This is a genomic window from Streptomyces sp. HB132 (genome assembly GCF_016909575.1).
Taxonomy (GTDB): Bacteria; Actinomycetota; Actinomycetes; order Streptomycetales; family Streptomycetaceae; genus Streptomyces.
Genome location: NZ_JAFBGA010000022.1, coordinates 1 through 24975, shown reverse-complemented (window position 1 = coordinate 24975; position 24975 = coordinate 1). Strand labels below are relative to the sequence as shown.

The 24975-nt window shown below is 69.2% G+C and carries 22 protein-coding genes; 15 read left to right on the top strand and 7 right to left on the bottom strand.

Translation table 11 applies throughout. The annotated features are described in order from the left end of the window. Positions 1–308 precede the first annotated feature (308 nt). Positions 309–1742, top strand: a complete 1434-nt coding sequence (locus JOC24_RS30735) for an NAD-dependent malic enzyme (RefSeq protein ID WP_205023713.1) — start codon at positions 309–311, stop codon at positions 1740–1742. 401 nt (positions 1743–2143) lie between these two features. Continuing rightward, on the top strand, positions 2144–2425 hold the full coding sequence (locus JOC24_RS30730; protein ID WP_003968811.1) for an HU family DNA-binding protein: 282 nt from the start codon (positions 2144–2146) through the stop codon (positions 2423–2425). A gap of 389 nt (positions 2426–2814) precedes the next feature. Here JOC24_RS30730 and murA read toward each other — a convergent pair whose 3' ends face one another. Further along, complete coding sequence (gene murA / locus JOC24_RS30725) at positions 2815–4155, bottom strand: UDP-N-acetylglucosamine 1-carboxyvinyltransferase (RefSeq protein ID WP_205023712.1); 1341 nt, start codon at positions 4153–4155, stop codon at positions 2815–2817. Positions 4156–4451: 296 nt separating this feature from the next. On the opposite strand from murA, the gene JOC24_RS30720 reads away from it, so the two are divergent. The 10 genes from JOC24_RS30720 to JOC24_RS30675 all read left to right on the top strand — a co-directional run bounded on the left by JOC24_RS30720 (position 4452) and on the right by JOC24_RS30675 (position 16266). Continuing rightward, positions 4452–5066: a YqgE/AlgH family protein gene (locus JOC24_RS30720; protein WP_205023711.1), complete on the top strand. Its 615-nt coding sequence runs from the start codon at positions 4452–4454 to the stop codon at positions 5064–5066. Positions 5067–5096: 30 nt separating this feature from the next. Further along, positions 5097–5405, top strand: coding sequence for a DUF3039 domain-containing protein (locus tag JOC24_RS30715; RefSeq protein WP_205023710.1), 309 nt, complete (start codon positions 5097–5099; stop codon positions 5403–5405). Positions 5406–5688: 283 nt separating this feature from the next. Beyond that, on the top strand, positions 5689–6993 hold the full coding sequence (locus tag JOC24_RS30710) for an extracellular solute-binding protein (RefSeq protein WP_205023709.1): 1305 nt from the start codon (positions 5689–5691) through the stop codon (positions 6991–6993). Positions 6994–6995: 2 nt separating this feature from the next. After that, complete coding sequence (locus JOC24_RS30705) at positions 6996–7967, top strand: carbohydrate ABC transporter permease (RefSeq protein ID WP_205023708.1); 972 nt, start codon at positions 6996–6998, stop codon at positions 7965–7967. Further along, entirely contained in the window at positions 7964–8812 is an 849-nt protein-coding gene (locus JOC24_RS30700) for a carbohydrate ABC transporter permease (protein WP_056798575.1), read from the top strand. The genes JOC24_RS30705 and JOC24_RS30700 overlap by 4 nt, the downstream gene beginning before the upstream one ends. A gap of 1 nt (position 8813) precedes the next feature. Beyond that, positions 8814–10454, top strand: a complete 1641-nt coding sequence (locus JOC24_RS30695) for a beta-N-acetylhexosaminidase (RefSeq protein WP_205023707.1) — start codon at positions 8814–8816, stop codon at positions 10452–10454. Positions 10455–10703: 249 nt separating this feature from the next. Next, positions 10704–11600, top strand: a complete 897-nt coding sequence (locus JOC24_RS30690) for an FAD binding domain-containing protein (RefSeq protein WP_205023706.1) — start codon at positions 10704–10706, stop codon at positions 11598–11600. Next, a complete protein-coding gene (locus JOC24_RS30685; RefSeq protein ID WP_205023705.1) occupies positions 11597–13243 on the top strand; it encodes a 2Fe-2S iron-sulfur cluster-binding protein in 1647 nt (548 codons plus the stop codon). Before JOC24_RS30690 ends, JOC24_RS30685 begins: the two co-directional genes overlap by 4 nt. A gap of 79 nt (positions 13244–13322) precedes the next feature. Further along, positions 13323–15656, top strand: a complete 2334-nt coding sequence (locus JOC24_RS30680) for a xanthine dehydrogenase family protein molybdopterin-binding subunit (protein ID WP_205023704.1) — start codon at positions 13323–13325, stop codon at positions 15654–15656. Positions 15657–15789: 133 nt separating this feature from the next. Further along, the gene (locus JOC24_RS30675) at positions 15790–16266 is read left to right on the top strand and encodes a hypothetical protein (protein ID WP_205023703.1); all 477 of its coding nucleotides are present in this window, start codon (positions 15790–15792) and stop codon (positions 16264–16266) included. A gap of 93 nt (positions 16267–16359) precedes the next feature. Here the strand turns inward: JOC24_RS30675 and JOC24_RS30670 are convergent, their stop codons facing one another. The 3 genes from JOC24_RS30670 to JOC24_RS30660 form a co-directional block, all read right to left on the bottom strand. After that, on the bottom strand, positions 16360–16548 hold the full coding sequence (locus JOC24_RS30670) for a hypothetical protein (RefSeq protein WP_205023699.1): 189 nt from the start codon (positions 16546–16548) through the stop codon (positions 16360–16362). 21 nt (positions 16549–16569) lie between these two features. Beyond that, a complete protein-coding gene (locus JOC24_RS30665; protein ID WP_205023702.1) occupies positions 16570–16953 on the bottom strand; it encodes a hypothetical protein in 384 nt (127 codons plus the stop codon). Between the two features lie 733 nt (positions 16954–17686). After that, a complete protein-coding gene (locus JOC24_RS30660) occupies positions 17687–17848 on the bottom strand; it encodes a hypothetical protein (RefSeq protein ID WP_205023766.1) in 162 nt (53 codons plus the stop codon). Between the two features lie 43 nt (positions 17849–17891). On the opposite strand from JOC24_RS30660, the gene mycP (JOC24_RS30655) reads away from it, so the two are divergent. Then, the gene (gene mycP, locus JOC24_RS30655; RefSeq protein WP_239581221.1) at positions 17892–19211 is read left to right on the top strand and encodes a type VII secretion-associated serine protease mycosin; all 1320 of its coding nucleotides are present in this window, start codon (positions 17892–17894) and stop codon (positions 19209–19211) included. Between the two features lie 286 nt (positions 19212–19497). On the opposite strand, the gene JOC24_RS33910 is transcribed toward mycP (JOC24_RS30655), so the two are convergent. Beyond that, positions 19498–19623: a hypothetical protein gene (locus tag JOC24_RS33910; RefSeq protein ID WP_275588650.1), complete on the bottom strand. Its 126-nt coding sequence runs from the start codon at positions 19621–19623 to the stop codon at positions 19498–19500. Positions 19624–20670: 1047 nt separating this feature from the next. Here JOC24_RS33910 and mycP (JOC24_RS30650) point away from each other — a divergent pair. Further along, complete coding sequence (mycP, locus tag JOC24_RS30650; RefSeq protein ID WP_205023700.1) at positions 20671–22014, top strand: type VII secretion-associated serine protease mycosin; 1344 nt, start codon at positions 20671–20673, stop codon at positions 22012–22014. A gap of 154 nt (positions 22015–22168) precedes the next feature. Here mycP (JOC24_RS30650) and JOC24_RS30645 read toward each other — a convergent pair whose 3' ends face one another. Both JOC24_RS30645 and JOC24_RS30640 read right to left on the bottom strand, forming a co-directional pair. After that, positions 22169–22357 carry a hypothetical protein gene (locus tag JOC24_RS30645; protein ID WP_205023699.1) on the bottom strand — a complete coding sequence of 63 codons (189 nt, stop codon included), beginning with the start codon at positions 22355–22357 and terminating at the stop codon, positions 22169–22171. Positions 22358–22435: 78 nt separating this feature from the next. Next, positions 22436–22714, bottom strand: a complete 279-nt coding sequence (locus JOC24_RS30640; RefSeq protein WP_205023698.1) for a hypothetical protein — start codon at positions 22712–22714, stop codon at positions 22436–22438. Between the two features lie 829 nt (positions 22715–23543). On the opposite strand from JOC24_RS30640, the gene mycP (JOC24_RS30635) reads away from it, so the two are divergent. After that, positions 23544–24914: a type VII secretion-associated serine protease mycosin gene (gene mycP, locus JOC24_RS30635; protein WP_205023697.1), complete on the top strand. Its 1371-nt coding sequence runs from the start codon at positions 23544–23546 to the stop codon at positions 24912–24914. The last annotated feature ends 61 nt before the right edge of the window (positions 24915–24975 follow it).

Here is a 24975-nt window from a genome sequence, read left to right as displayed (position 1 = left end):
CGAAGAAGACAGACCCGCGTCACCTGATGGTGGCGCGGGTCTGTTCGTTTTCACGGAGTTTCGCGGGGCCGGGGGAGTGGCGGAGCGTGCCGTGGGTGACCGGCGTTCCGGGGCCTGCCGACTCATCGCGTCGCGCGGTCCACCGGGGTTACGCAGGACGATCGTTTCTCGTATGGTGGAAAAAACTTTCCGAAAGGTGGCAGTCATTACCTGCTACCGGCCGGTAGGTGCGACGATCGGAACGCACGTGCGGGGCCGAGCCCCATTCGCGTGCGGCAACGAAGCTCAGAAAAGCGAAGGACTCGGCCATGGCAACGGCGCCCAGCGTCTCGTACTCGATGACGGTCAGGCTGGAGGTGCCCGCGAGCGGCACAGCGGTCTCCCAGCTCACCACGGCCGTGGAGTCCTCCGGAGGCTCGGTCACCGGCCTCGACGTGACCGCTTCCGGCCACGAGAAGCTCCGGATCGACGTCACGATCGCGGCTTCCTCGACCTCGCACGCGGACGAGATCGTCGAAGGCCTGCGTGACATCGACGGTGTCATCCTGGGCAAGGTCTCCGACCGTACGTTCCTGATGCACCTCGGCGGCAAGATCGAGATGGCGTCCAAGCACCCCATCCGCAGCCGTGACGACCTGTCGATGATCTACACCCCGGGTGTGGCGCGGGTGTGCATGGCGATCGCCGAGAACCCCGAGGACGCGCGTCGTCTCACCATCAAGCGGAACTCCGTCGCGGTGGTCACGGACGGCTCCGCGGTGCTCGGGCTCGGCAACATCGGCCCGATGGCCTCGCTCCCGGTGATGGAGGGCAAGGCCGCCCTGTTCAAGCGTTTCGCGGGGATCGACGCCTGGCCGATCTGCCTGGACACGCAGGACACCGACGAGATCGTCTCCATCGTCAAGGCGATCGCCCCCGGCTTCGCCGGGATCAATCTGGAGGACATCTCCGCCCCCCGCTGCTTCGAGATCGAGGCACGACTGCGCGAGGCCCTGGACATCCCCGTCTTCCACGACGACCAGCACGGCACCGCGATCGTGGTCCTGGCGGCCTTGACGAACGCGCTGCGCGTGGTGGGCAAGTCGATCGGTGACGTACGGGTCGTCATGTCCGGTGCCGGTGCGGCCGGTACGGCCATCCTGAAGCTGCTGATCGCGGCGGGCGTCAAGCACGCGGTCGTCGCGGACATCCACGGTGTGGTGCACGCGGGCCGTGCGGACCTGGTGGACGCCACCCCCGACTCGCCGCTGCGCTGGATCGCCGACAACACCAACCCCGAGGGCGTCACCGGGACCCTGAAGGAGGCCGTGGCCGGCTCCGACGTCTTCATCGGGGTCTCCGCACCCAACGTCCTGGACGGCGCCGACGTGGCGGCCATGGCGGAGGGCGCGATCGTCTTCGCACTCGCCAACCCGGACCCCGAGGTGGACCCGGCGGTCGCCCGTGAGACGGCGGCGGTCGTCGCCACCGGCCGCTCGGACTTCCCGAACCAGATCAACAACGTGCTGGTCTTCCCGGGTGTCTTCCGCGGCCTGCTGGACGCCCAGTCCCGCACCGTCGACACCGGGATGATGCTGGCCGCCGCGCGCGCCCTCGCCGACGTCGTCGCGGAGGACGAGGTGAACGCGAACTACATCATCCCGTCGGTCTTCAACGACAAGGTCGCGGGTGCCGTGGCCGGTGCCGTCCGGGAGGCCGCGAAGGCCGCCGGACTCGCCGGGGCGCCCGCCGATCCCGCGTAGGAACGTATCTCCGGACGGCCCCTCACACGCCGTCCGCGGGGGTCGGCCACGGCTCCTGCGGACGGTGCCGCAGCTCACGTCCGGGCGGCCCGTCCGGCGCGTCGCGGGTCGCGGCGTCCCAAACGCCCCTTTAGGGTGGGCGGGCAGCGAGCCCCACAGGCCCGGCACCCGCTGCGGACCGCTCCAACAAGTCGACGGAACGTCATCACGGCCACGCGGTGGTGCTTTTCGTACCGGCGCAGAGGGGTTCGGATTGGCGTTAGCGCCGCAGGTGGGGGCAGGATGCGTATTCGGGCGCGAGGGTCTGACAGCAGACCCGGGTCCGGGGACTGTCAGAGGGCCCTGGCAGCATCGGCTTCGATCTCACGCCTCACAGGCAAGAAGAACACGGGAGTACAAACATGAACCGCAGTGAGCTGGTGGCCGCCCTGGCCGACCGTGCCGAGGTGACCCGCAAGGACGCCGACGCCGTTCTGGCCGCGCTCGCCGAGACCGTCGGCGAGATCGTCGCCAAGGGCGACGAGAAGGTCACCATCCCCGGCTTCCTGACCTTCGAGCGCACCCACCGTGCCGCTCGCACCGCTCGTAACCCGCAGACCGGCGACCCGATCAACATCCCGGCCGGCTACAGCGTGAAGGTCTCCGCGGGCTCGAAGCTCAAGGAAGCCGCCAAGGGCAAGTAAGGCCCAGAGGCATCAAGAAGGGCGGCCGTCCCGACCGGGACGGCCGCCCTTCGGCATATCCGGAAGCCTGTCGGGGAGCCCCCCGCCTCCGCGTACATCGCCCGTGCGGCGCCGTGAGGCGGCCTGGGGCGCCACGGCACCCCCCGGCGGCCCCGGAGGGAGGCTTCCGCCCCGTTCGGCGCTGTACGGGCGTTCTGCGGCCCTTGTGGGGAGGGTGGCCCGGGTGGCGGCATCTGGGGCCCACGCGGCCGGTGCCGGGTTCCGGGCGGGAACGCGACAGTCCGCCGCCCCGGTCCCTCGCGGGGCCGGGGCGGCGGACTGTGGTGCGCGGGTGCGCAATGCTGTGTGCGGCAGCACTGTGCGTGCGCCGGAGCGCACCGGGCGGAGCGTCAGACGAGTGCGCCGCCGGGGAGTTCGACCTTCGCGCCGAGCTTCTCCAGCTTGTCCATGAAGTTCTCGTAGCCGCGGTTGATCAGGTCGATGCCGTGCACCCGGGACGTCCCCTGGGCCGCCAGGGCGGCGATCAGGTACGAGAACCCGCCGCGCAGGTCGGGGATGACAAGATCCGCGCCCTGGAGCTTCGTGGGCCCGGACACGACCGCGGAGTGCAGGAAGTTCCGCTGCCCGAAGCGGCAGTCGGAGCCCCCGAGGCACTCGCGGTACAGCTGGATGTGAGCACCCATCTGGTTGAGCGCCGAGGTGAAGCCGAGCCGGGACTCGTAGACCGTCTCGTGGACGATCGACAGGCCGGCGGCCTGCGTCAGGGCCACGACCAGCGGCTGCTGCCAGTCGGTCTGGAAACCGGGGTGCACGTCCGTCTCCAGGGCGATGGCGTTCAGCGCGCCGCCCGGGTGCCAGAAGCGGATGCCCTCGTCGTCGATCTCGAAGGCGCCCCCGACACGGCGGAAGGTGTTGAGGAAGGTCATCATCGAGCGCTGCTGGGCGCCGCGCACGTAGATGTTGCCCTCGGTCGCCAGGGCCGCGGAAGCCCAGGAGGCAGCCTCCAGACGGTCCGGGATCGCCCGGTGGGTGTAACCGTCGAGCCTGTCGACACCCGTGATCCGGATGGTCCGGTCGGTGTCCATGGAGATGATCGCGCCCATCTTCTGCAGTACGCAGATGAGGTCCTCGATCTCCGGCTCGACGGCCGCGTTGGACAGTTCGGTGACGCCCTCGGCGAGGACGGCGGTCAGCAGCACCTGCTCGGTGGAGCCCACCGACGGGTACGGCAGCCGGATCTTGGTGCCGCGCAGCCGCTGCGGGGCCTCCAGGTACTGGCCGTCCGCCCGCTTCTCGATGGTCGCGCCGAACTGGCGGAGCACCTCGAAGTGGAAGTCGATCGGCCGTCCGCCGATGTCGCAGCCGCCGAGACCCGGGATGAACGCGTGGCCCAGCCGGTGCAGCAGCGGGCCGCAGAAGAGGATCGGGATGCGCGACGAGCCCGCGTGGGCGTCGATGTCGGCGACGTTCGCGCTCTCGACGTGCGACGGGTCGAGGATGAGTTCGCCCGGCTCGTCGCCGGGGCGGACGGTCACGCCGTGCAGCTGCAGCAGTCCCCGGACCACCCGCACATCGCGGATGTCGGGCACGTTGCGGAGCCGGCTGGGCCCGCTGCCGAGCAGCGCGGCGACCATTGCCTTCGGCACCAGGTTCTTGGCGCCTCGGACGCGGATCTCGCCCTCCAGCGGGGTGCCGCCGTGGACAAGCAGGACATCGTCTGTGCCGGTCATGTATCTCGCGTTCCGGAGTGGTCGGGCAGGGGGCCATCAAAAGGGTAATGGCCCCCGGCCCTCCTTCAGTAAGGCACCGGGGGCACAGGGCCGTCATGGATCCGACCCGACACGTTCTGCTCCCCGGGCCTTGCGGAGGGTCACCGTCCGCACGGTGTGCCCCGCCTCCCCGCGCCCCGGTGCCCCCGCCGGGCCCGGGAGGCGCCCGTACGCCCTGAGCTGCGGACGGGCGCCCGGTGGGACCGGGCGGGCCACTTGTCCCCCACGGAGGGCGAAGATGCGGGATCATCTCTGCCATGACGGAGGTGTCCTCGCTCACAGGACGGCTGCTCGTGGCCGCGCCGGCCCTGGCGGACCCGAATTTCGACCGCGCGGTGGTGCTGCTCCTCGACCACGACGAGGAGGGTTCGCTCGGCGTGGTCCTGAACCGCCCGACCCCCGTCGGCGTCGGGGACGTGCTGGCGTCCTGGGCCGGCCTGGCCGGTGAGCCGGACGTGGTCTTCCAGGGCGGACCGGTCTCGCTCGACTCGGCGCTGGGCGTGGCGGTGATCCCCGGGGACGAGGGGCTCGACCCGGGGGGCCCTTCTCCGGGCCCTCCGCTCCGCCCGGGCGCGGGTGTCCCCATCGGCTGGCGCCGGGTGCACGGGGCGATCTGCCTGGTGGACCTGGACACGCCGCCCGAGCTGCTGGCGGCGGCGCTCGGCTCGCTGCGGATCTTCGCCGGATACGCGGGCTGGGGTCCCGGCCAGCTGGAGGGGGAGCTGGCGGACGGCGCCTGGTACGTCGTCGAGTCGGAGCCCGGCGACGTCTCCTCGCCGCACCCGGAGAACCTCTGGCGTGCCGTTCTTCGGCGGCAGCGCAGCGAACTGGCGATGATCGCCACGTATCCGGACGACCCTTCGCTGAACTGATGCTCGGAGCTTTCAGTACGCTTGGCAGTTATGAGCACTCTTGAGCCCGAACGCGGGGCAGGTACGGGGACCCTCGTGGAGCCGACGCCACAGGTGTCGAACGGCGACGGTGACCACGAGCGCTACGCCCATTACGTCCAGAAGGACAAGATCATGGCGAGTGCCCTGGAGGGCACTCCCGTGGTGGCACTGTGCGGCAAGGTCTGGGTTCCGGGGCGCGACCCCAAGAAGTATCCGGTCTGTCCCATGTGCAAGGAGATCTACGAGTCCATGGGCGCCGGTGGCGACAAGGACAAGGGCAAGGGCGGCAAGGGCGGCAAGGACGGCGGCAAGAAGTAGCCCACCGGACTTCCGGTCCTTCTTCCGTACCGATCCCTGACTCCGGTCCCCGGGGCGCGCGGTGACGCGTGCCCCGGGGACCGTTCGCGTGTCCGGGCACCGATGCGTGCGCCGTGGAGGGGCGCGAGGGGCGCACGGGGTGCGTTGCACGGGCTGCACCACGTGGTCACAGAGTGGTTGAGACCACTTGTCGGCATGCTGAGGCCCCCTTAGTCTCCTGCCAGTTGTGCAGAACGAAACGCACGTTGCATGGAATGCAACGATTGACCGGTAGGGGTCCCGGATGAAGCTTTCTGCCCGAATTGCCGCTCCCGCCGCGGCTCTTGTGCTGGCCGGTCTCACCGCCACCGCCTGCGCGCCGCAGACCTCCGACACCAGCGCCGGGGGCGACGAGAAGACGGGAACGCTCCGCGTCTGGCTCTTCCAGGAGGTCGGGAACAAGCCCAAGGAGAAGGTCGTCGACGCCGCGATCGCCGACTTCGAGAAGTCCCACGAAGGGGCCGAGGTCGAGGTCGAGTACATACCCGTCGACACTCGGGCCCAGCGCATCAAGGCCGCCTTCAACGACCCGGAGAGCGCTCCCGACCTCATCGAGTACGGCAACACCGACACCGCCGGCTACGTGAAGGACGGCGGGCTGGCCGATGTCAGCAAGGAGTTCGCGGCCTGGGACGAGGCCAAGGACACCGACCCGACCGCCAAGCAGTCGGTGACGGTCGGCGGCCAGGTGTACGGGGCTCCGCTCTTCGTCGGCGTAAGGGCTCTGTACTACCGCACCGACGTCTTCGAGGACCTCGGGATCGAGCCCCCGAAGTCCCAGGACGAGCTGATCTCCACCGCGAAGAAGATCCACCAGGAGAAGCCGGACCTGTACGGCCTCGCGGTGGGTGGTGCCTACACCTACGGCGCGATGCCCTTCATCTGGGCACACGGCGGCGAACTGGCCGACGAGACCGGTGTGAGCTACGCGTCGGCCATCAACAGCGCGAAGGCCCGCAAGGGCATCGAGGCCTACACCTCGCTCTTCGGGGACGACAACTGCCCGGCGGCCAAGTGCGCGGCCATGGGAGGCAACGCCACCGTCACCGCCTTCGCGTCCGGCAAGGCGGCCATGGCGATCGGCGGCGACTTCAGCCACGCGGCCGTCGAGGCGGGCAGCGTGAAGGGCAAGTACGCGGTCGTCCCGCTGCCCGGTGTGAAGCAGGGCTCGATCGCCCCCGCGTTCGCCGGAGGCAACAACATCGGTGTGCTCAAGAGCAGTTCGCACCGCACTCTCGCGGTCGACCTGATGAAGTCGCTGACCGGGAAGAAGACCCAGGCGGAGATGTTCGACGCCATGGGCTTCCTGCCGACCTACACGGACGTGCGGGACGCGCTCGCCGAGGAACAGCCGTTCGTCGGACCGTTCGTCGACACGCTCGGCGCGGGCGCCAAGTTCGTCCCCGCCTCCCCGGCCTGGGGCCAGATCGACGCCTCGCTGGTCCTGCCGACGATGTTCCAGGAGATCGTCAGCGGCCGTAAGGACGTGGCGGCCGCCTCGGACGACGCGGCGAAGAAGATGGACGCGGCGTTCGCCGACGCGGGCTGACGATGACCGCGAACACCGCACTGCGCAAGGTGCCCGCCCGGGGTGGGGCGGGCGGGTCACCCGCCCGCCCGCCCCGGCGCCGCCCGGCCTCACCCGCGCGGCGCTCCGGCTGGACCCCCTGGCTCTACCTGTTGCCCGCGCTCGTCCTGCTCGGCGGGCTCCTCGTCTACCCGATCTACCAACTGGGCCTGATCTCCTTCCTGGAGTACACCCAGGCCCAGGTCAGCGGCGGCGAACCGACCACCTTCCAGGGCTTCGGCAACTACGCCACGCTCTTCGGCGACAGCCAGTTCTGGCAGGTGCTCCTGGCGACCGTGGTCTTCGCCGCGGCCTGTGTGCTCGCCACCCTGTTCGTCGGCTGCGCCCTGGCCGTCCTGCTGACCCGCGTCCGCGCCCTGCCGCGGCTCGCGCTCATGATGGCGGCGCTGGGCGCCTGGGCGACACCCGCGATCACCGGATCGACCGTCTGGGTCTTCCTCTTCGACCCGGACTTCGGCCCGGTCAACAAGGTGCTGGGACTCGGCGACTTCTCCTGGACGTACGGCCGTTACAGCGCCTTCGCCCTGGTGCTCCTCGAAGTGCTCTGGTGCTCGTTCCCGTTCGTGATGGTGACCGTGTACGCGGGCATCCGCGCGATCCCCACCGAGGTGCTGGAGGCGGCCTCGCTGGACGGTGCCTCGCAGTGGCGCATCTGGCGGTCGGTCATGGCGCCGATGCTGCGGCCGATCCTGATCGTCGTCACCATCCAGTCGATCATCTGGGACTTCAAGGTCTTCACCCAGATCTACGTCATGACCAACGGCGGCGGCATCGCCGGTCAGAACCTGGTGCTCAACGTGTACGCGTACCAGAAGGCGTTCGCGTCCTCGCAGTACAGCCTCGGATCGGCGATCGGCGTCGTGATGCTGGTGATCCTGCTGGCCGTGACGCTGGTCTATCTGCGCCTGGTGCGGCGCCAGGGGGAGGAACTGTGAGCGCACGTGCGCTTCTGCGCGTCCGCAGGCCCGGAAGGCTGGCGGCGGAGGCCGCCGCCCTCGTCATCGCCGCCGCGGTCGCCTTCCCGCTGTACTGGATGGTGCTCTCCGCGCTCAAGCCGGCGGGAGAGATCCAGTCCACCGAGGCCCGGCCCTGGACACTGGCCCCGTCCCTCGACTCGTTCCGCCGGGTCTTCGAACAGCAGGAATTCGGCCGTTACTTCCTCAACAGCCTGCTCGTCGCCGGCACGGTCGTCATCGCCTCCGCGCTGATCGCCTTCCTCGCGGCGACGGCCGTGACCCGGTTCCGTTTCAAATTCCGTACGACCCTGCTGATCATGTTCCTGGTCGCGCAGATGGTGCCGGTCGAAGCGCTGACCATCCCGCTGTTCTTCATGATGCGGGACTTCGGCCAGCTGAACACGCTGGGCTCGCTCATCCTGCCGCACCTCGCCTTCTCGCTGCCGTTCGCGATCTGGATGCTGCGCGGCTTCGTCAAGGCCGTCCCCGAGGCACTGGAGGAGGCCGCCTACATCGACGGCGCGAGCCGCACCCGCTTCCTCTGGCAGATCCTCTTCCCGCTCGTCTTCCCGGGACTCGTGGCGACCAGCGTCTTCTCCTTCATCTCGACCTGGAACGACTTCCTGTTCGCGAAGTCGTTCATCATCAGCGACACCTCCCAGTCGACGCTCCCCATGGCGCTGCTGGTCTTCTTCAAGCCCGACGAGAACGACTGGGGAGGGATCATGGCGGCCTCGACGGTGATGACCATTCCCGTCCTGGTCTTCTTCGTCCTCGTACAACGGCGGCTGGTCTCCGGACTCGGCGGAGCCGTGAAGGACTGACATGGACAACCTGATTCCGGCGCCGGTGCGCACCGGCGGGGACGACGGCCGCGCATTCATCCTCGACGGTGCCACGACCCTGGCCGCGGGACCCGGGACCGAGAGCACCGAACGCTGGCTGCGCACCACGCTCGGGGCCGCCTTCGGCCTGCCGCTCGCTCCGGGCCCCACGGACGCGGCGGACGTCGGCAACACCATCGAGCTGCGCGTCGACCCCTCGCTTGAACCCGAGGGCTACCGGCTGGGCGTGGAGCCCGTCCGGGGCGTACGGATCACCGGTGGAAGCGCGGCCGGGGTGTTCTGGGGGGCTCAGACCCTCCGGCAGCTCCTCGGTCCCGAGGCGTTCCGCCGCGCACCGGTGAGCCCCGGTGCCGAGAGGCGCGTCCCCGCCACGGAGATCGAGGACGGCCCGCGCTTCGGCTGGCGCGGCCTGATGTTCGACGTGGCACGGCACTTCACGCCGAAGGACGGCGTGCTGCGCATGCTCGACCTGCTCGCCGCACACAAGCTGAACGTCTTCCACTTCCACCTCACCGACGACCAGGGCTGGCGGGTCGAGATCAAGCGCCACCCCAGGCTCACCGAGGTCGGCGCCTGGCGCGCACGCACCAAGCACGGCCACCGGGCCTCCGAACTCTGGGACGAGACGCCGCACGGCGGCTTCTACACGCAGGACGACATCCGTGAGATCGTCGCGTACGCCGCCGAGCGGCACATCCGCGTCGTCCCCGAGATCGACATTCCGGGCCACTCGCAGGCAGCCATCAGCGCGTATCCGGAGCTCGGCAACACCGATGTCGTCGACACCACCGCGCTCTCCGTGTGGGACACCTGGGGCATCAACCCGAACGTACTCGCCCCCACCGACAACACCCTGCGGTTCTTCGAGGGCGTTTTCGAGGAACTGCTCGACCTGTTCCCGGCGGAGACCTCGCCGTTCATCCACGTCGGCGGCGACGAATGCCTCAAGGACCAGTGGAAGCAGTCGGCCGCGGCACAGGCCCGCATGGCCGAACTCGGCCTGACGGACGAGGACGGGCTGCAGTCCTGGTTCATCCGCCACTTCGACCGCTGGCTCACCGACCGGGGCCGCCGCCTCATCGGGTGGGACGAGATTCTGGAGGGCGGCCTCGCCGAGGGAGCCGCCGTCTCGTCGTGGCGCGGATACGCGGGCGGGATCGCCGCGGCGGAGGCCGGGCACGACGTGGTGATGTGCCCGGAGCAGCAGGTCTATCTGGACCACCGTCAGGACGGCGGCCCCGGCGAGCCCATGCCCATCGGCTACGTCCGCACCCTGGAGGACGTCTACCGCTTCGAGCCCGTTCCCCCCGGCCTCTCCGAGGAAGCGGCCGCACACGTCATGGGCACCCAGGCCAACGTCTGGACGGAGGTCATGCAGAACCAGGACCGTGTCGACTACCAGGTGTTCCCGAGGCTCGCGGCCTTCGCCGAGGTCGCCTGGTCACGGCTTCCGGCGCCCGGTGAGCGGGACTTCGCGGGGTTCGAGCGACGGATGAACGCCCACTACGCCCGGCTCGACGCCCTGGGTGTCGGCTACCGGCCGCCCGCCGGACCGCGGCCGTGGCAACGCCGGCCAGGCGTTCCGGGTCGCCCGATCGAGGGACCGCCCCCGACCATGTGACCGCCGCCCCGCGTCCTGGCCGGGGGAACTGAACAAGTCGCACGAACCCTCTGAAGAGCGGCAATTCGTATGCTCGGCAGAAGGTCTGCCAAAGGTGACTTTTCCCCTGGCCGGGGACGGAAACACCCTTCGTGGACCCTCGCGTCGGACAGTCCGGAAGATGTGCCAGAGTTGCCACGTCCCGGCCGTGAGCACGTACCGTACGGCGGACAGGCGGGACTGCCGGGACACCGGGAAGGGGCAGCTGGGTTGACCACGCACGCACCGAAGGCGACGCAGTCGGTGACGCTCCCGGCCTCGCTCGACGAGGCCGTGGCAGCTCTCGGCGCCATGCCCGCCGCCGTCCCCGTGGCGGGCGGCACGGACCTCATGTCGGCCGTCAACAAGGGCCTCCTGCGGCCGGCGGGGCTGGTCGGCCTCGGCCGGATCAGCGAGCTGCGCGGCTGGCACTACCAGGACGGCCACGCCCTGCTCGGCGCCGGACTCACCCACGCGCGCATGGGACGGCCCGACTTCGCCGCGCTCATCCCCGCGCTGGCCGCCTCCGCGCGCGCCGCGGGTCCGCCCCAGATCCGTAACGCCGGGACGCTCGGCGGGAACATCGCCACCGCTGCCCCGACCGGCGACGCCCTGCCGGTCCTGGCCGCCCTGGAGGCGGATCTGGTCATCGCGGGCGCCGACGGCTCCCGGCGTGAGATTCCCGTCTCACACCTCCTGGCGGGCCGCGAGATGCTCGAGCCCGCCGAGCTGATCGGCTTCGTTCGCGTACCGCTGCTGCACGCCCCCCAGGTCTTCCTCAAGGCGACCGGCCGCACCGGTCCCGGCCGCGCCACCGCCTCCGTCGCGATCGTCCTCGACCCCGCCCGGCGCGGTGTGCGCTGCGCGGTGGGCGCGATCGCCCCGATGCCCCTGCGGCCGCTGGAGGCCGAACACTGGATCGCCTCCCTGATCGACTGGGACGGCGAACGCGGTCTGGCCCCCGACGCGCTCGCCGCGTTCGGCGAGTACGTCGCCGCGGCCTGTATCCCGGACCACGAACCACCGCAGGACGGGGGAGAGGCGCCCCCTCTGTCGCCCGCCGTCCTGCACCTGCGGCGCACCGTCGCCGCGCTCGCCCGACGCGCGCTGGGGAGGGCACTGTCGTGAGCAATGAAGAGAACCCCGAGCAGCGGCAAGGCCGGCCCGACCCGTACGCCGGCTGGGAGCCGACCCCTCAGGGCGGTGAGTACGACGCCGAGGCGACCGCCTTCGTGCACCTGGCCCCGGAGGACCTCGCCGCCCTGGGGAACGACCCGCTGGCCGCCCCCGGTCACAGCTACGTCCCGCCGATGATCCTGCCGCTGACCCCGGCCGCCGGGCTCGACCCCGCGGCGACGGGCAGCTGGGTCGTGCAGACGCAGAGCCAGCAGGAACGGGCCTCCGGTCACTCCGCGGCCACGGAGGCCGCACCGGACGCGGTGCACTGGCCCGACCCGAACCAGCACCAGGATCCGTACCAGCAGCCGTACCCGGACACGTCGCAGTACGCGCAGACGTCGTCCACGACGGCCCAGTGGAACTTCACCGAGGCCGTGCACGCCGAGCCCGAACCGGCTCCCGAGCCCGCCGGCCACACCGGCGAGTGGACGATCCCGGTGACGGACAGCGACCTCCCGGAGGAGTCCGGCGAGTTCGCGGCGGCGGCCTCCCCGTGGTACGCGGACTCGCCGCCGGCCACGCTGCCGGGCGGGGCTCCCGCGCCGTGGGCGACGCAGGAGCAGGCTCCCGAGCCCCAGCCCGAGCCCGAGCCTGAGCCCCAGCCCGAGCCCGAGGTCAGGTTCGAGGAGACCGCCTTTGATCCTTCGGAGCCCGTAGCGGCCCCCGAAGGGCACGGAGAGGCGGAGGCGGCCCCGGAGGCCGTCACAGGGGCCGCCGGTGAGCCGGAGGAGGCTCCGGGGAACCCGCCGGTCGATGCCCCCGAAGCCGAAGCCGATGTCTCTCCAGGAGCGGAAGCAGAAGCCGGTCCAGAAGTCCAAGCCGAAGCCGGCCCAGAAGCCGAAGCCGAAGCCGAAGCCGAAGCCGGTGTCGAGGCCGGCCTCGGTGCCGTGTCCGGGCCAGAAGCCGGGCCCGAAGCCGGGCCAGGGTACGAGCAGGAGCACGCGCACGGGCTCGTGCCCCCGGAGGAGCCCGCCGCCCCCGTCCTCTCCGGCGGTCCCAGCGAACACCCCTCGGCCGCGTACGTCCTCCACGTCAACGGCGTGGACCGCCCGGTCAGCGACGCCTGGATCGGCGAGTCTCTCCTGTACGTGCTCCGGGAGCGCCTCGGCCTCGCCGGTGCCAAGGACGGCTGCTCGCAGGGCGAGTGCGGTGCCTGCAACGTCCAGGTCGACGGCCGCCTCGTGGCTTCCTGCCTGGTGCCCGCCGCCACGACGGCGGGCAGCGAGGTCCGCACCGTCGAGGGCCTCGCCGTGAACGGCGAACCGTCCGACGTCCAGCGGGCCCTGGCCGAGTGCGGGGCCGTCCAGTGCGGCTTCTGCATCCCGGGGATGGCGATGACCGTCCACGACCTCCTGGAGGGCAACCACGCCCCCAGCGAGCTGGAGACCCGGCAGGCCTTGTGCGGCAACCTCTGCCGGTGCTCCGGCTACCGGGGCGTGCTCGACGCCGTACGGGACGTCGTCGAGGGCCGGGAGGCGATCGCGGAAGCGCCGCCCACCGCACCGGACGACGCCGAACCGCGCATCCCGCACCAGGCCCCGCCCGGCGAGGGCGGCGCCCATTCACCCGAGCACGAGGGAGACGTCCGGTGAACACCGCGTCGTCCCCCGCACCACCGGTCATCCCCACCACCAGCCGCCACCGCAGCGGAGCGAACGACAAGGAGGCGGCGTGACCAGCGACGCAGCCACCGCGACCAGCACCACGCGCACGACACCGCCGCCGGAGGGCCCCGACCCGGGCCAGGAGCCGCCCGCGCTCGGACTGGGCGTCTCGCTGCCGCCCGCCGACGCCCGCGCCAAGACCGAGGGCACCTTCCCGTACGCGGCCGACCTCTGGGCCGAGGGCCTGTTGTGGGCCGCGGTGCTGCGTTCCCCGCACCCGCACGCGCGCATCCTGTCGATCGACACGACGGCCGCGGTCGGCATGCCGGGCGTCCACGCGGTCGTCACGCACGAGGACATCCCCGGGGACGGCTCGTACGGCCGCCGGGTGGTCGACCGCCCCGTGTTCGCCACCGATCTCGTGCGCCACCACGGCGAGGCGATCGCCGCCGTCGCCGCGGACCACCCCGACACCGCACGGCTGGCCGCCGCCGCGATCGCCGTCGAGTACGAGGTCCTCGAACCGGTCACCGACCCCGAGAAGGCCTTCGCCGCCGAACCCCTGCACCCCGACGGCAACCTCATCCGCCACATCCCGCTGCGCTACGGCGACCCGGACACCGTGGGCGAGGTCATCGTCGAGGGCCTGTACCGCATCGGCCGCCAGGACCCCGCCCCGATCGGAGCCGAGGCCGGCCTCGCCGTGCCCCGCCCCGACGGCGGCGTCGAGCTCTACACCGCGTCCACCGACCCGCACACCGACCGCGACCTGGCCGCCGCCTGCTTCGGCCTCGACCCCGAGCGGGTCAAGGTCGTCGTGACCGGTGTCCCCGGGGCGACCGGCGACCGGGAGGACCCGGGCTTCCAGATCCCGCTGGGCCTCCTCGCCCTGCGCACCGGCTGCCCCGTCAAGCTGGCCGCCACCCGCGAGGAGTCCTTCCTCGGGCACGCCCACCGCCACCCGACCCTGCTGCGCTACCGCCACCACGCGGACGGCGAGGGCCGGCTGGTCAAGGTGGAGGCGCAGATCCTGCTCGACGCGGGCGCGTACGCCGACTCCTCGTCCGAATCCCTGGCCGCCGCCGTCGCCTTCGCCTGCGGACCGTACGTCGTCCCGCACGCCTTCATCGAGGGCTGGGCGGTCCGCACGAACAACCCGCCCTCCGGACATGTCCGGGGCGAGGGTGCGATGCAGGTCTGCGCGGCGTACGAGGGCCAGATGGACAAGCTGGCGGCGAAGCTGGGCATCGACCCGGTCGAACTGCGCCTGCGCAACGCCCTGTCCACCGGAGACATCCTCCCCACCAGCCAGACCGTGACCTGCCCTGCCCCCGTCGCCGAACTCCTCGGCGAGCTGCGCGACTTCCCGCTCCCCGCGCTCCCCAAGGACGCCCCGGAGGACGACTGGCTGCTTCCCGGGGGTCTGGAGGGCGCCGGTGAGCCCGGAGCCGTCCGCAGGGGCGTCGGCTACGCCCTCGGCATGGTCCACATGCTCGGAGCGGAGGGAGCGGACGAGGTCTCCACGGCCACGGTCCGTGTCCATGACGGTGTCGCCACCGTGATCTGCGCCGCCGTGGAGACCGGCCAGGGCTTCACCACGCTCGCCCGCCAGATCGTCCAGGAGACCCTGGGCGTCGAAGAGGTCCACGTCGCGGCGGTGGACACCGACCAGCCCCCGGCGGGCCCGGCGACGCACGGCCGCCACACCTGGGTCTCGGGCGGCGCGATCGAACGCGCGGCCAAGATGGTCCGTACCCAGTTGCTCCAGCCGCTGGCCCACAAGTTCGGGATGTCCACGGAGCTGCTCCAGATCGCCGACGGCAAGATCACCTCGTACGACGGTGTGCTGTCCACGACGGTCAGTGAGGCGATGGACGGCAAGGAACTCTGGGCGACCGCCCAGTGCCGCCCCCACCCCACCGAGCCCCTGGACGAGTCCGGCCAGGGCGACGCGTTCGTCGGCCTGGCCTTCTGCGCGGTCCGCGCGGTGGTCGACGTCGACATCGAACTCGGCTCGGTACGGGTGGTGGAGATGGCCGTCGCCCAGGACGTCGGCCGCATCCTCAACCCCTCCCAACTGGCGACCCGCATCGAGGCGGGCGTCACCCAGGGCATCGGCGCGGCCCTCACGGAGAACCTCCGTACCGCCCGCGGTGTGATCCGGCACCCGGACCTCACCGGGTACGCGCTTCCCACGGCCCTGGACGCGCCGGACATCCGCATCGTGAAACTGATCGAGGAGCGGGACGTGGTGGCCCCCTTCGGGGCCAAACCGGCGTCGGCGGCACCGGTCGTGACCTCCCCGGCGGCGGTGGCATCGGCGGTCCGCGCGGCGACCGGCCGCCCGGTCAACCGCCTCCCGATCCGCCCGCAGGCGGCCGTGGCCACGCCGCGGCCGTGACGTGTGATGCGCGTTGCACCCGTGGCCCGTGCATGCGGAGTGTCACCGTTGCTGACTACAGTGTTCCCTGAAGCAGTGGCCGGCCGGATACGGGGAGTGTGCTGTGCTGCCGAGTGAGGGTTCCGTAGTGGGTATGGCGGCTGTGCCGTTCATGGGTGTCACGTCGGCTGCCGCGGCAGTCGAACTGGCCACCGAGCTCACGTCGTTCAAGAAGTTCCGCAATCGCATCGACGAGATACTGATCGCACTAAAGGAGTCCCCGGCCGACGCGACCCAGCTCGGCCAGGACCCGATGAAGCGCGCCCAGTTCGGCGGCGGCGACAACCACTGGGCCGAGGCCGCAAGCCTGTTCATGTCGTACCAGACGGTGATCACCGAGCTGGAGACGCTCTCGAAGACTCTGTCGGACTCCATAGAGGGCATGAGCATCGCGGTCCTGGCCTCGCACAACGGCTACGAGAACCTGGACATCGACATCCGGCGCCGCATGCTCGAGATCTCGGACGGGGCGAAGGAGCAGTACGGGGGCGAGTACGACCCGACGGGCCGGCGGAACGGGGACACGACTCCGGACACACCCAAGCCGGAGCCGACCACCGGAACGATCTGACGACGACTGACGCAAGTACTGCACGGGGGACGGACGGGGGCTGGGGATGGACCACAGGGAAGCAGGACAGGGCACACCCTTCGACAGCATGACTCACGAGACCATGTTGGCCTGGTTGGACATGGCCAACAGTGGGGCGATCCAGGGTGCGTCGGACCGGTTGATCAGTGCTGCCAAGGAGATCCGCGAGATCGCGGAGGAGTTGAAGGTCCGTCCGCAGACGGTCGAGTGGAAGGGCGAGGGCGCCACAGCCTTCCGTACCTGGAGCGCGGACCTGGCCAACGCGACGCTGCGCCTCGGCGATTACAGCGAAGGCGCGTCGAAGTGGCTGGCGCAGGCCTCCGACTCGCTCGCCTCGGCCCAGGTGTCCATCCCGCGTACGGACGCGAGCGCACAGGCGAACCTGGACGCGGCGAAGGAGGCGCGGAACGACCCGGACGCGTCGGCGGTCGAGAAGAAGTCCCTGGAGACCCTGCTCGCCGCCAAGGAGTCGAACCGCCAGGAGGCGGCGGCACAGATGCGGAAGCTGGCGCAGTCGTACGCGTTGTCGGCCTCGCAGCTGGACGGCCTGGAGAAGCCGGCGTTCCCGCCTCCGCCGGGGGCGATCGTGCCGCCTGATTCAGATCGGCGTGTCCAGGAAGAAAGTCTGAGCAGGGGATCAGAGAGCAGTTTCGGTGCTGGCAGCATCGATGCACCCGCTCAGCACTACACCGGTGAGAGGCCTCGAGTTGAGACAGCCGGGAGTGCGGCTGTCCACTCGGCGAGCGTGGACGTGCCCACGGCGGCGCGTGCTTCCGTGACGCCGTCCGTTGACATGAGAATCGATGCGGTGGCGGCGCCGCCGAGTACTCAGTCGGCACAGCCCGTCACTCCGACGACCTCCACGATCGGGCCGAGAGCGGACCAGATCATTTCGCCCACCGGTCTCGTCCCGCCTGCTTTTACGGGCGCTGGTAGGCCGGCGAGGGCTGATGGCGGTGGGCCGAGCATGATCGGCCGTACCCCGATGCCAGGCACGACGGGCGCGCTTGGATCAGGACCCGCCGGTCGCCCTCCGGCGAATGGTGGCATCACTGGAGGCCGTCCAGTTCCGCAGAATCTCGGTCGCCCCACAGGTAACCTCCCCAGGGGCAAAGTCATCGGCGGAGAAAACCCACAGTCGGCCGGAGCCCTGGGGCGCGGCGCGATGAGCCATGGCCCCGGCATGGGTATGGGAGGTGCACCCGCAGGCCAGAACGGCATCTCGGGAAGCCGTCGGTTGGCGACTGAGCAGGGCGGTCTCGTCAGCCGGGCCCAGCAGGGTGGGCGGGCGAGCGGACGACCGTTCACCCCTGGTGGCTCGGGGCTGGTCAGGGGAACTGCTCCGGCTGACGGGCGTAGCGGGGTGCGAGGCGGAATGCCCCCGCGCCTCGACTCCCGATCACGCGAAGCCCGGCGTGACGACGACGGAGAGCGGCCCGACTACCTGGTTGAGGACGAGGAAACCTGGCAGCAGGGCGGCCGACGAATTGTGCCTCCCGTTATCGATTAAATCCGTGAGAACTCGGCAAGGGAATTCCATGCGCAGCAGCAGTTCCAGCATCACCCCAGGTGTGGGTCGTCGCCGCGGGGCGACGACGGCTTCCATGTTGCTGGGACTGCTGCTGGTAGTTCTGCCGACCGCTCCTGCCTATGCGGACACGGTGCGGTCCAAGCAGTGGCACCTCGATGCGATGAAGGCCGAGGAGATGTGGCAGATGACCACCGGCAGAGGGGTCACTGTTGCCGTCATCGACTCTGGTGTCGAGACGAATCAGGACCTTGACGGCCAGGTTCTCGATGGGAAAGACCTGGCCACTGGTCCGTCTGGGGACGAGCACACGGATTACGACGGGCACGGCACCTCGATGGCTGGTCTCATCGCAGGTACAGGCAAGAGCGGAGGGGGAGATGGAGCTTTCGGGCTTGCCCCAGGAGTGAAAATTCTTCCCATCCGCCTATCTGACGCCACAAAGGCTGCAAACCAGGCGGAATCGGATAGAAAGTTCAACGCGGAGATTCCTGCTGCCATCCGGTTCGCTGCCGATGAGGGTGCCAAGGTGATCAATATTTCCTTGGGCCATACGACAGAATCGTCGGCATTGGCGGATGCTGTCGAGTATGCGCTGAAAAAGAACGCGCTGATCTTTGCGTCGGTGGGAAACAGTGGTAACAAGGCCAATTTGGTCGAGTATCCGGCAGGTACGCCTGGAGTCGTAGGTGTGGGTGCTATCGGCCAGAATCTCCAGAAGACCGAGGAGTCACAGTACGGTTCGCAGGTGGATCTCTCGGCTCCTGGCGAGAACCTGGTCTATGCGTGCGCGGGCGAGACCGGCCTGTGTCGAGGGCATGGGTCCAGTGGCGCTTCAGCCCTCGCTTCCGCGTCCGCCGCCCTCATCTGGTCCAAGTACCCGGACTGGACCAACAACCAGGTTCTTCGGGTACTGCTCAACACGGCCGGTGGCCCCACGACCGGGGAGAAGCGTGCGGATGACATCGGCTACGGCATCGTCCGCCCCCGCATCGCGCTGACAACCCCGGGTGACCCGGGCCCCGCTGACGAGTATCCGCTCCCCGACCTTGCCGCAGCCGGGTCCCCGACGCCCTCCGCCGAGCCGTCCAAGGCCAAGAGCGGCTCCGAGGAGAGTGACAAGCTGCCCGTCGCCGCGCCGACCGACAGCGGCAGCACGACCCTCTGGGTCGGCCTGGGTGTAGGCGCGGCTGCCCTTATCGGTGCCGTAGTGACAGTCATGGCCATCCGCTCCCGCCGCCGAAGCGCCGCCCGAGCCGTTCCGCACCCTTACCAGCCGCCGCATGGCTACCAGCAGCAACCGCAGCCCCCGTACCCGTCGTACGGGCCCGCGCCCGGCTCTCCTGGATCCGGTGCACCGTACGGCGGCTCGCCAGGTCAAGGCCCAACCGCCTAAATCCGCAAGGGTGGCCGTCCGTCAGGCCCTGTACCGGAGCCGACCACCGGAACGATCTGACGACGACTGACGCAAGTACTGCACGGGGGGACGGACGGGGGCTGGGGATGGACCACAGGGAAGCGGGACAGGGCACACCCTTCGACAGCATGACTGTGGAAGGGCGAGGGCGCCACAGCCTTCCGACCTGGAGCGCGGACCTGGCCAACGCGACGCTGCGCCTCGGCGATTACAGCGAAGGCGCGTTGAAGTGGCTGGCGCAGGCCTCCGACTCGCTCGCCTCGGCTCAGGTGTCCATCCCGCGTACGGACGCGAGCGCACAGGCGAACCTGGACGCGGCGAAGGCGGCGCGGAACGACCCGGACGCGTCGGCGGTCGAGAAGAAGTCCCTGGAGACCCTGCTCGCCGCCAAGGAGTCGAACCGCCAGGAGGCGGCGGCACAGATGCGGAAGCTGGCGCAGTCGTACGCGTTGTCGGCCTCGCAGCTGGACGGCCTGGAGAAGCCGGCGTTCCCGCCTCCGCCGGGGGCGATCGTGCCGGAGCAGGTTGATGGGCTTGACGCTGGTAATGGGTATATCGACCGCCAAGCAGATACGGACGGATCGAGCGGCGGCTCGCGAAGCGAATCTGGGCCCAGCGAGAGAAGAGTTGACGCAGCGATTACTGGACGTTCGGATGTGACGTCCTCGTCCACAAACGTTGTGTCGCGGCCTGTCAGTATGGAAATTGCTGGGACGTCTCCGTTGTCACCTGCGCACTCCGCTCCGTCAGTCTCGGCGCCTACGACGCCAGGTCCGACCAAGGCGGATGGGGGATACCAGATGGCCCCCATCCTGCCGACTGGTGTGGGTAGACGCTCCACGACTTCAGCTCCGCATACCGGCGGCAAGCCAACTGGCATGTCACGCCCCTCCATGACATCCAGCAGCGGGAGCTTCGGAGCACAGACCGGCCGACCGACCAGCGACAGCGGAATTGTCGGGGGACGTCCGGTTGCTCAGGCGCCCGGCCGAACGAACGGTGGACTTGCTCGCGGCACAGTGATCGGTGAGGAAGGAACTCAAGGCGGCCGCGGCGCCATGGGCCAGGTGGGTCAGGGTGCTGGCATGAGTGGAGCTAGAGGCGGCAGCCAGGGCGGTATCGGCGGCCGCCGAGTCGCCGGGGAGACTGGTGGCTTGGTGGGCGGGCGGCCCCAACAGGCAGGGCGCGCCGCAGCTCGATCGTTCACTCCAGGTGGCACGGGTCTGGTACGTGGCGGGCCGACCAGCATCGGCGCTAGTGGCGCGGGGCAGCAACTGGGACGAGGAGCAGCGGCCACCCCTCAACGAGCTGCAGACCCGCGGCGGGACGACCGTGAGAGGCCTGACTACCTCGTCGAAGACGAGGAGACCTGGCAGCAGGGTGCTCGACGAGTAGTGCCACCTGTCGTTGGCTAAAAAGAAAAGGCAGAGGAAACAGGATGAGTAACAGCACGGCGGCTGTCCGTCGCGGATTCGTAGCCACCGCCGCAGTGACACTGCTGCTTGCTGCGGTCAGTCCTGCCTGTGCTGATTCGGTTCGCTCCAGGCAGTGGCATTTGGATGCCATGCAGGCTGAGCAGATGTGGGCGACAAGTAGAGGCGAAAATATTACGGTCGCTGTCATCGACTCAGGTGTGGACGCGGCTAACCCCGATCTTCAAGGGCGTGTGCTGGATGGAAAAGACTTGGCATCGGATTCGCCAGGTGATGAACACACAGATTACGACAACCATGGGACCGGGATGGCGGCCCTCATTGCGGGAACAGGCGAATCTGCGGCTGGAGACGGGGCTTTCGGGCTAGCTCCGGGCGTCAATATTCTCCCGGTTCGCATGAGGGATGACACCGGCAAAGTGAATGGTGCCACCGGAAGTAAGAATTTTAACGATGATTTGACGGCGGCCATTCGGTATGCGGCAGATCGGGGTGCCAGGGTCATTAGCGTTTCCTTGGGGAACGAATCAGGGTCACGGCAACTCGACGATGCCGTAAAATACGCCCTGGCGAAAGGCTCGCTAATTTTTGCGGCTGTGGGTAACAGTGCTGAAAGCGGTAATGCAGTGCAGTATCCGGCTGGCACCCCAGGGGTAGTCGGCGTGGGCTCTGTCGGGAAAAATTTGCAGAGGGCGCAGATTTCACAGTACGGGCCACAAGTGGATCTCTCTGCACCTGGGGTGGATATGGTCCACGCATGCAGCGGGGGGTCTGGGTTGTGTAAGAGCAGTGGAACCAGTGATGCGACAGCCATCGCTTCCGCCTCCGCCGCCCTCATCTGGTCCAAGTACCCGGACTGGACCAACAACCAGGTCCTTCGGGTACTGCTCAACACGGCCGGTGGCCCCACGACCGGTGAGGAGCGTGTGGACGACATCGGCTACGGCATCGTCCGCCCCCGGATCGCCCTGAAGACCCCTGGCGACCCGGGCCCCGCCGACGAGTACCCGCTCCCCGACCTCGCGGCGGCCGAGTCCCCGACGCCCTCCGCCGAACCCACCAAGGCCGCGGGCGGCTCCGAGGAGAGCGACAAGCCGGCCGCAGCAGCGCCGGCCTCCGAGGAGAGTGGCAACACGACGCTCTGGGTCGGTCTGGGTATCGGTGCGGCCGCTCTCATCGGTGCTGCAGTGGCCGTCGTGGCCATCCGCTCCCGCCGCCGGGGCGCTGCCCCCACTGTCCCGCACCCGTACCAGCAGCAGCCCCGGTATCCGTCGTCCGGGGCTTCTCCTGGTGCTTCTGGATCCGGTGCACCGTACGGCGGCTCGCCAGGTCAAGGCCCAACCGCCTAAATCCGCAAGGGTGGCCGTCCGTCAGGCCCTGTACCGGAGCCGACCACCGGAACGATCTGACGACGACTGACGCAAGTACTGCACGGGGGGACGGACGGGGGCTGGGGATGGACCACAGGGAAGCGGGACAGGGCACACCCTTCGACAGCATGACTCACGAGACCATGTTGGCCTGGTTGGACATGGCCAACAGTGGGGCGATCCAGGGTGCGTCGGACCGGTTGATCAGTGCTGCCAAGGAGATCCGCGAGATCGCGGAGGAGTTGAAGGTCCGTCCGCAGACGGTCGAGTGGAAGGGCGAGGGCGCCACAGCCTTCCGTACCTGGAGCGCGGACCTGGCCAACGCGACGCTGCGCCTCGGCGATTACAGCGAAGGCGCGTCGAAGTGGCTGGCGCAGGCCTCCGACTCGCTCGCCTCGGCTCAGGTGTCCATCCCGCGTACGGACGCGAGCGCACAGGCGAACCTGGACGCGGCGAAGGAGGCGCGGAACGACCCGGACGCGTCGGCGGTCGAGAAGAAGTCCCTGGAGACCCTGCTCGCCGCCAAGGAGTCGAACCGCCAGGAGGCGGCGGCACAGATGCGGAAGCTGGCGCAGTCGTACGCGTTGTCGGCCTCGCAGTTGGACGGCCTGGAGAAGCCGGCGTTCCCGCCTCCGCCGGGGGCGATCGTGCCGGAGCGTGACGATAGGGCGCTGAACACAAGCAATAGTCGCGACTTCACGTCCGGGCCGGCGAATGACGGTGCGACCGCCCATGTTCCGGTGGGCGAGGGTAGAGGCGTGGACAGTCCTGGCAGTACCACGACCGCCACACGAGTGGTGGCGGATCAGCCCACCGTGGCCGGGCCGCCGGTTTCGAGGCCGGTGGCCATGGAGATTGCTGGGGTAGCCACGCTGCCCGACACGCCAACTGCTGTGCCGCAGGCCTCTGCCGTGGGAGGCAAGCCAGATAGCTCTCCTGCCCTCACAGGTCCCCTTGCAGTTGGAGGAACAGCCCTTCCGCTCAGCACCAGGAGTGGAAGGGCGGCAGGCAATGTGCGCCTGCCGATTCTTTCGCCAGGCGGAGCAAATCTGGGGAGCGGTATCGTCGGCAGACCTGCCCAGGATGGAGGAATTGTCGGAGGCCGACCTGTTGCACAATCCACCGGTTACCCGGCAAACGGATTGGCCCGCGGCAATGTCATCGGTAGCGAAGGAACACCTGGCGGCCGACCGCCCATGGGGCATGGCGGGGGCTCAGGCGGCCGGAGGCGTGGTAGGCGGCCGTCCTCAGCAGGCTGGACGCTCGCTCGGTCGGCCCTTTACTCCCGGGGGCACTGGTCTGGTTCGGGGAGTTGCAGGCGAGGGCACTCGTGGCGCCGGTGCTGCAGGACGCGGAGCGGGAAGTGCTCCGCAGACGCCAGGAGACCCGCGGCGTGAGGACCGCGAGCGTCCGGACTACCTCGTGGAGGACGAGGAGACTTGGCAGCAAGGTGGTCGGCGGGCTGTGCCGCCTGTTATTGACTGAGCCGTAGACAACAGAGGAATCGGATGCGTACCAGCAGCACCGGGGGTGCCCCCCGTCGAGTCGCTTTGCCCCTTGTGCTAGGCCTATTGCTTGCAGTGGGTCTCTCCGCACCTGCTCAAGCCGATTCTGCTCGCTCCGAGCAGTGGCATCTCGATGCCATGAAGGCTGAGGAGATGTGGCGGGACAGTACCGGCGAGGGAGTCACTGTCGCCGTTGTCGACTCAGGTGTAGACGCGACCAATGCTGATCTAGTCGGTCGGGTCCTCAATGGGTTGAACCTCGAAGAAACCCTTCCGGGTGACGAACTTGACGATTACAGCGGCCACGGCACAGGAATGGCTGGCTTGATCTCCGGTACTGGCAAGGCTATTGGAGGGAACGGTGCTTTCGGATTGGCTCCGGGCGCCAAGATTCTTCCTATTCGTATGCCGAAGGGGGGAGGGGGTGCGACCCAGGCTGAGGGGGAAAGGCGCTTCAATGAAAGCCTTTCGAAGGCAATTCGCTACGCTGTGGACCGTGATGCCAAGATCATCAATGTCTCGTTGGGATCTAGTACTGGCTCGGACCAATTGAATGACGCAGTCGCCTACGCGCTAGCCGAGGGATCGCTCATCTTTGCTGCGGCCGGCAACTCGGGTGACGAAACAAACTTTGTTGAATACCCTGCAGGAACGCCTGGTGTCGTGGGCGTAGGCGCCATCGGTAAAGATCTTCGAAAGACAGATGAATCGCAGTTCGGTCCTCAGGTGGACTTGTCTGCTCCGGGCGAAGAGATGGTTCACGCCTGTGGCGGTGATACCGGGTTCTGCGAGTCGCACGGGACCAGTGACGCCTCCGCCCTCGCTTCCGCGTCCGCCGCCCTCATCTGGTCCAAGTACCCGGACTGGACCAACAACCAAGTCCTTCGGGTCCTGCTCAACACCGCCAGCGGTCCGACCAGCGATGCCGAACGCAATGACTACGTGGGATACGGTGCTGTCCGCCCCCGCATCGCGCTGACAACCCCGGGTGACCCGGGCCCCGCTGACGAGTATCCGCTCCCCGACCTTGCCGCAGCCGCGTCCCCGACGCCCTCCGCCGAGCCGTCCAAGGCCAAGAGCGGCTCCGAGGAGAGTGACAAGCCGCCCGTCGCCGCGCCGACCGACAGCGGCAGCACGACCCTCTGGGTCGGCCTGGGTGTAGGCGCGGCTGCCCTTATCGGTGCCGTAGTGACAGTCATGGCCATCCGCTCCCGCCGCCGAAGCGCCGCCCGAGCCGTTCCGCACCCGTACCAGCCGCCGCATGGCTACCAGCAGCAACCGCAGCCCCCGTACCCGTCGTACGGGCCCGCGCCCGGCTCCCCTGGATCCGGTGCACCGTGCGGCGGCTCGCCAGGTCAAGGCCCAACCGCCTAAATCCGCAAGGGTGGCCGTCCGTCAGGCCCTGTACCGGAGCCGACCACCGGAACGATCTGAC

Bases quoted from the DNA above. Each gene is read 5' to 3' on its own strand.
- mycP (WP_205023697.1), top strand. From the start codon at position 23,544: ATGCGTACCAGCAGCACCGGGGGTGCCCCCCGTCGAGTCGCTTTGCCC.
- JOC24_RS30695 (WP_205023707.1), top strand. From the start codon at position 8,814: ATGGACAACCTGATTCCGGCGCCGGTGCGCACCGGCGGGGACGACGGC.
- JOC24_RS30715 (WP_205023710.1), top strand. From the start codon at position 5,097: ATGAGCACTCTTGAGCCCGAACGCGGGGCAGGTACGGGGACCCTCGTG.
- JOC24_RS30660 (WP_205023766.1), bottom strand. From the start codon at position 17,848: ATGCTGGAACTGCTGCTGCGCATGGAATTCCCTTGCCGAGTTCTCACG.
- mycP (WP_205023700.1), top strand. From the start codon at position 20,671: ATGAGTAACAGCACGGCGGCTGTCCGTCGCGGATTCGTAGCCACCGCC.
- JOC24_RS30730 (WP_003968811.1), top strand. From the start codon at position 2,144: ATGAACCGCAGTGAGCTGGTGGCCGCCCTGGCCGACCGTGCCGAGGTG.
- JOC24_RS30705 (WP_205023708.1), top strand. From the start codon at position 6,996: ATGACCGCGAACACCGCACTGCGCAAGGTGCCCGCCCGGGGTGGGGCG.
- JOC24_RS30665 (WP_205023702.1), bottom strand. From the start codon at position 16,953: ATGCTGCCAGCACCGAAACTGCTCTCTGATCCCCTGCTCAGACTTTCT.
- JOC24_RS30675 (WP_205023703.1), top strand. From the start codon at position 15,790: ATGGCGGCTGTGCCGTTCATGGGTGTCACGTCGGCTGCCGCGGCAGTC.
- JOC24_RS30735 (WP_205023713.1), top strand. From the start codon at position 309: ATGGCAACGGCGCCCAGCGTCTCGTACTCGATGACGGTCAGGCTGGAG.
- JOC24_RS30720 (WP_205023711.1), top strand. From the start codon at position 4,452: ATGACGGAGGTGTCCTCGCTCACAGGACGGCTGCTCGTGGCCGCGCCG.
- JOC24_RS30710 (WP_205023709.1), top strand. From the start codon at position 5,689: ATGAAGCTTTCTGCCCGAATTGCCGCTCCCGCCGCGGCTCTTGTGCTG.
- murA (WP_205023712.1), bottom strand. From the start codon at position 4,155: ATGACCGGCACAGACGATGTCCTGCTTGTCCACGGCGGCACCCCGCTG.
- mycP (WP_239581221.1), top strand. From the start codon at position 17,892: ATGTTGCTGGGACTGCTGCTGGTAGTTCTGCCGACCGCTCCTGCCTAT.